General features: G+C 63.3%; 2 protein-coding genes. Both read left to right on the plus strand.

Annotated elements, in window-relative coordinates:
* Positions 1 to 221 precede the first annotated feature (221 nt).
* Positions 222 to 749, plus strand: coding sequence for a DUF4365 domain-containing protein (locus ACFY36_RS20430; protein WP_499747541.1), 528 nt, complete (start codon positions 222 to 224; stop codon positions 747 to 749).
* Between the two features lie 1,740 nt (positions 750 to 2,489).
* Positions 2,490 to 5,105, plus strand: a complete 2,616-nt coding sequence (locus ACFY36_RS20435; protein WP_499747542.1) for a DEAD/DEAH box helicase — start codon at positions 2,490 to 2,492, stop codon at positions 5,103 to 5,105.
* Positions 5,106 to 6,000 lie beyond the last annotated feature (895 nt).

Below are 6,000 nucleotides of genomic sequence, written 5' to 3' on the forward strand. Positions count from 1 at the left end.
GGCCACAGATGATCGCACGCTGAGGCACGATCTCCTATCGGTGTGGGTGAGGACCGGTTATGGTGCCGGACTTTGTGTTGTACTCCACGTCTGATGGAAGGTTCAGTTGCGCTTGCTCCGGCCGTGCGGAGTCGGACGTGGCTTTGAGTCGGGCTGCGATCGTGACTCCATGTTGGTCAGACGTCTACCCAGAGTCCGCCTTCTCAGCCATGATGAGGGGCATGACGATCCCGCGGCAGATCCCACGGGACTTCGCCACGCTGTCTGCCAACGGATCGAAAGCGCGGTTCGGCGTCGCGTACATGAGAGCCATCTGTAGTCAGGCCGGCGTCGGCTTCACGGAGACTTCGATCGATGAGGACGTCCTGGCGGTCGATGGTGAAGTCAACTTCGAGCTGGCTTCGGCTCGGGTGCAGGTGAAGTGCACCGGTGGGTTCAAGATCCATAGTGGTCCGACTGCCACCTGGCCCTCCGAAGGGTCGTGGTGGAACAAGTGGAATCGGTCCGGTGTGCCGGTGTACTTCGTCCTTGTCGTGATGGACCCCGACGAGCAGACAACGTGGCTTGATCATCGAACCGACGGGACACTTCACCGAGCTGCGGGCTTCTGGGTACGGGTTGATCGTATGCAGCCATCATCAGGTATCACAGTTCCGAAGGACCAGCGGCTGACGGCAGAAACAATTCGGCGCTGGGGTGCCGACGTTGATGCGCTTTTCAACGATCCTGCCAACGGGTGGTCAGGATGAGCGATGTCCAGGACCTGCCTACTGTCCATGATCTCCGGGCTTACTTGCGCGTCAACGGTTGGGCTGAACAACCACCGGGGCCGGTCGGCGCAATTTGGATGCGGGCCGATGCGCGGCTCGGAGTTCCACACGAGCCAGACGCGGCGCTAATATCCGGTGTCGTCCAAAGAATCGCTGCTGCTGAGCGACGGCCACCTGAGATAGTCGCAGACGAAGTACGTCACGTTCTCTTCGACGTGACGAATCTGAAGGCGTCCGGAGTTCGCAGTGAGACAGACGCTATCCCGCTTGAGACAGGCGCACGAATACTGGTGGGCGCCAGAGCGATGTTCAGAGCTACCGCGACTACAGCACGGCGCGAACGGTCGCAGATCGGACAGAGCTACTCGAAGATAGGCGACGAATTAATCCGAGAAGCTTTGATGGGCCATACTAAGCATGGCTCGTACATCATTCCGGTGCTAATGCCCCTACCCGAACCGGAAGGTCCAGATCTACACCAGCAGACGCTTGAATTCCATATGGGTCCGGAACTGCATCGGGCTCCACCCGAGCCGTTCGCCCGGCGCGTAGTCAGAACCTTCGCGCAGTCAATGCAGGCGGTGCGCGAGCTGGTAGTCGAGCCAGCGCGGGTTCCTCTCGCTGATGGAATTCACGAGCTGGTTTATCGGGGAGTAAGTCGGGAGTTCTGCTCGGCACTCGTGGGTGTTCTGAAGCAACGCGCAATCGGGGCCTTCGAGGCATCGGTGACTTGGGCTCCAGCGATCCGTCCTCCCGAGACTATGCCGCACCGAGTTGCTATCGAAGCAGAGGCGGCCAGCCTAGTAGCCAAGACCGCCGAGAAGCTGAGGCGTCAACGCGTCGACTCGAGTAGCGTGTTTTCCGGCACAATCGTACAGCTTCGCCACGAGAGTCATGACGACCCCTATGGCGAAATCGCCGTTTCTACAGTCCGGCGCGGCCGTCCCTCAGAGATTCAGGTGCGTTTACGCATGGAGGATTATCTTAGAGCTTGGGAGTGGCATTCCAGGGGGCAAGCCGTTTTGGTCGAAGGATCAGTAAGGCGAACTCCTGGCCGTCCGCTTCGCGTCGATAATCCCATCCGATGCCACCCCCTCGATGAGGTTGCACTCTTTGGGGTCCAATGAGGCCCAAACCTGGTCGCGCCGCGCGAGGTGGCCTCTCAGGACCGCCTTCATAGATGAGGAGAAGGGTGCTTTCCGGCCCACGAGACCGGTCCCGAGTTTGCGGGCAGTCTTGGGCGTTCGGGCGGTGGCCGACATTCAGGGATACCGGCCACTCCACCTGAGGCGCGGAGGATCGCCAAGATCGATCTTACTCTCATGCCGCCAAGCGTGCGCCGTGGCTGGCGGAGACCGATCACGCTGTGTGATGCGGCCGAGGCAGCTCCGAAGTCCCGTTAACGGTCGAGGTGGCGGATACTTCTTTGACCAGGCGAGGGGGCATACCCGTTTGCCCGACCTCGGTGGGAGCCAGTTCGGCGTCGGGACCGACTATGGCCCACCAGCGGTTGGCCGCGGGCGAGGCGAACACCGACGCTGCGGGATGTGCCGTGCAGGTTCCGCTGAGGCAATTAAATACCCCACCGCCAGGGCGCAGTCTGTGGCTGAGACCGCGAAAGTGCGAAAGGGCCCAACGAAGAGAAACGCTTTGCGAGCCTCAGCGGCGACGTGAGAAGATTAATGTGGACATTGAGGCGAAACAGGAGGGACGCTCAGTATGGCGTTCAAGCGGCCGTCGGGTCCCACTCCGGTGCCGGCCGATCCAGAGCAGCTGTACCGACAACTAGCCTTGATCAACAAGGGGCCGGAGGCGTTGTGGCTACACCAGGGCGACGTGCTGCGGTCGTGGCATCACGATCACGCCGACTCGGCGGATGTGGCCATCGAGCTGCCGACCGGGGCCGGAAAGACTTTGGTCGGCGGCCTGATCGGAGAGTACCGACGCCGCAAAGCCCAGGAGCGTGTCGCGTATTTGTGTCCGACCCGGCAGTTGGCCCGGCAGACCGCGGCTAAGTTGACCGAGTACGGTATCCCGAACGTCCTGCTGATCGGCAAGGTCCGCGCCTGGAACATGGCCGACCGCAGCCGCTACAGTTCCGCGGACGCTATCGCGGTCAGCGTTTACAGCCACGTCTTCAACACCAACCCTGCCCTCGGCGACGCCCAAATGCTGCTTCTTGACGATGCGCACGCGGCCGACAGCTACGTGGCTGGCCCGTGGAGCCTAGATATCCAGCGGGATCAGAACAGCGCGTACGAGGACGTCTTGTCCGCGTTGAACGCCGCCGTCGACCCGCTGGTACTGGCTCGCCTGCGCAGCGCCCCGGACACACATTTCGATCGCACTGTGTACCTCGCCTCTCCGCTCGGGGTGGCCGCAGGTTCTGCCCAGCTGGAACAAGTGCTGACCACGGCCGCTGCTACGGGCAAGCTCAGCGAGGAGGCAGCGTATGCACTGCAGTTTCTTCGCGGGCACCTCGACCAGTGCCTGGTCTACCTGTCCTACTGGCGCGTACTGATCCGGCCGCTGATCCCACCCACCCAATTCCACCCGGCCTTCGAGAACCCGGCCCGCCGCGTCTATATGAGCGCGACCCTGGGGGCCGGCGGCGAAATGGAACGTATCTTCGGCCGCCGAGCGATCAAGCGCATCCCCATCCCGGCCGGGTGGGAGAAGCAGGGCACCGGACGACGACTGTTCTGCTTCCCACAGTTGACCGACGACCTGGCTTACGATCCCACCAAGACCAACACGTGGGTCGCTGACGTCATCGCTCGGCACGGTCGTGCGGTCGTGCTGACCCCCGATAATCGAACCGCCAAGGCATTCATCGAGACCCGGCTGCCGGCTGGCTGCCCGACACTGACGGCGAAGGACGTTGAGGACGAGCTGAGCGCCTTCACCGACAGCCCGGCGGCCGCGCTCGTGCTAACCAACCGGTATGACGGCATCGACCTTCCGGACGACGACTGCCGACTCGTCGTGCTCGCCGGGCTCCCCTCATCGGGCGACCTCCAGGAACGCTTCCTGAAAGAGTCGCTGGGCGCTACCGAGGTCCTGCAGGAGCGCATCCGGGCACGGATCATGCAGGGTGCCGGGCGGGCCACCCGCAACGCCCGTGACTTCGCCGCCGTGCTACTCCTCGACGACGACCTGATCTCCTACGTCCTGCGCCGTGACGTGCAAGCCGCGATGCACCCAGAGATCCAGGGCGAACTCGCGTTCGGGTACGAGAACAGCATCGGCATCCCCTCGAGCGACATGCTCGAGCAGTTGAACATTTTCGCCGCCCACGACGAGGTATGGCGCGACATCGAGCAGGACATCGTCGCAGCTCGCGAGAAGTATGCGCGGGTAGATGCCCCAGGCACAGAAGCGCTGCAGAAGTCGGTGGCACACGAGGTAGCCGCCTGTGACGCTATCTGGCAGGGCGAGTGGGCCCGCGCGCTGGACCTGATCCGGCAGGTCCTCGACGGGCTGCGTGGTGGCCGCACGTCGCAGCGCTACGCGGCGCTCTGGAACTACCTGGCCGGCTGCGTCGCACAGCGCTTGGCGGTCCAGACTGGTGACGCTGCGCTCCAGGCGGCCTCCCTGAAGTTCCACAACGACGCCCGAGCCGCCGGACGCGGGACCACCTGGTTGATGCACCTCGCGGCGCCGGCCGATAAGCCGATTACGGCTGCGGCTCCGGTGCTGGATCTACTTGACGCCAACGCGATGGACGGTGTGCGGGTCAACACGGCTCGACTCGCCAAGCCATCGGTCTTCGACGAGGAAGTCGTCGCGGCACGCACCGCGCTGACCTCAATGGCGAGCAAGCCCTACGAGGCAGCGTTGGTGACCTTGGGACAACTCGCCGGCGCCGTGCCTACCTACGGCGACCACGGACAGACTGCGGCCCCCGACGCCACCTGGATCTTCGGCACCCACATGTGGGTGGTGTGGGAAGCGAAGAGCGAGGCCAAACCCGACGGAGAACTTGGCGCAGACGACGTCCGGGAAGCTGGAGCCCACCTGCGCTTCGCCGCCGACGAACGGCGCGAGGCCGCCCCTGGCGATTCGGTAGTCCTCCTTGTGGCTCCGCAGGCCCGTATTCACTCAGCCGCGCATGCCGTCGCAGAGGAACATGTATACCTTGTACGGCCCGAGGAAGTTATCGACCTGTTCGACCGACTGGTTCGTGCCTGGCGAACCGCGCGTAGCCGCGACCTCAGTGTGATCTCCACACCTGACCTTGCCGCGATTTTCTCCACTGAAGGTGCTCTGCCTTCGCAATGGCTTCCCCGGGTGCGCACCGCACCGCTATGCGAGCGGTCGAAAACCGCTAACTGATGACAAGCGGTTCCGGCATTCGCGCGGTCGGTTGGTGATTAGATGCCTCCGGACCAACCAGCGCGCGGCAGGCGTGCAAGTCGTCATCCGGGAGCCCGATCTGGCCCGACTGAACAGCCGCCAAGCACTCGTCGGGACCAGCGGCAACGACCCGACACCAAGTTCCCGGGCCGCCGGATGCGGACCGGGAACTCGCCCTCACAGACGGCCCTACCCGAAGCCGCTGATGGCGGTCAGTGATTCGGGATCACGGTTGGCGGCGCTGACGCGGTTAGCGGACTCGCAGTCCATCGATTCTGCTCGGGCGTGACGGTGCCTCCGCGGCTCGTGCCCTCGGTCACGCCTGGAGTGACCCTCCGCAATGGCGTTTAAATTCCAAGGCGTTGCCGAGTTAGCCGAAAATTTCGACGCGAGATCAAAGAGCGAACATCGTAGGTAAACCCATAATTCGGACAGCCATATTCCTAGACCCCTACTTTCTCGGGGAAACAGGAGTCCATCGCTGTCACTTGGCGGCGGAACAACTGCCGCTGCGGTTCAGATCCGCCCTTGAGTAGCGATGCACTGTCATGCCGCGATCCGGGCGTCGGCTTGCCTCTGCCGATTACGCCCTGTGAGCGGTGGTGGGTCAGCGGGCTCGCCGCCGTCATGGCGCTTCGGTCGCGGGCCTCTGCAGATTTGGCGTACGCGCCTTTGCACTCTTAGCCGTACGCCGACACCAGGTCGATTTCCCCGGCGACGCAGATGCGTACCGCACCGTGGCGGCAGTGAGGTGACACGGAGATCGTCAGCGGCACGCTTAGGTCTAAAACTGCCAGAGGTTGTTAACACATCGGGGTCTCCGATCGTTGGAGACTTATGCCCCCGTCGATGGACCAGAAGCTGGACCGCCAGG

The sequence above is a fragment of the Actinoplanes sp. NPDC000266 genome (assembly GCF_042899005.1).
Lineage (GTDB): Bacteria > Actinomycetota > Actinomycetes > Mycobacteriales > Micromonosporaceae > Actinoplanes.

Bases quoted from the DNA above. Each gene is read 5' to 3' on its own strand.
- ACFY36_RS20430 (WP_499747541.1), top strand. From the start codon at position 222: ATGACGATCCCGCGGCAGATCCCACGGGACTTCGCCACGCTGTCTGCC.
- ACFY36_RS20435 (WP_499747542.1), top strand. From the start codon at position 2,490: ATGGCGTTCAAGCGGCCGTCGGGTCCCACTCCGGTGCCGGCCGATCCA.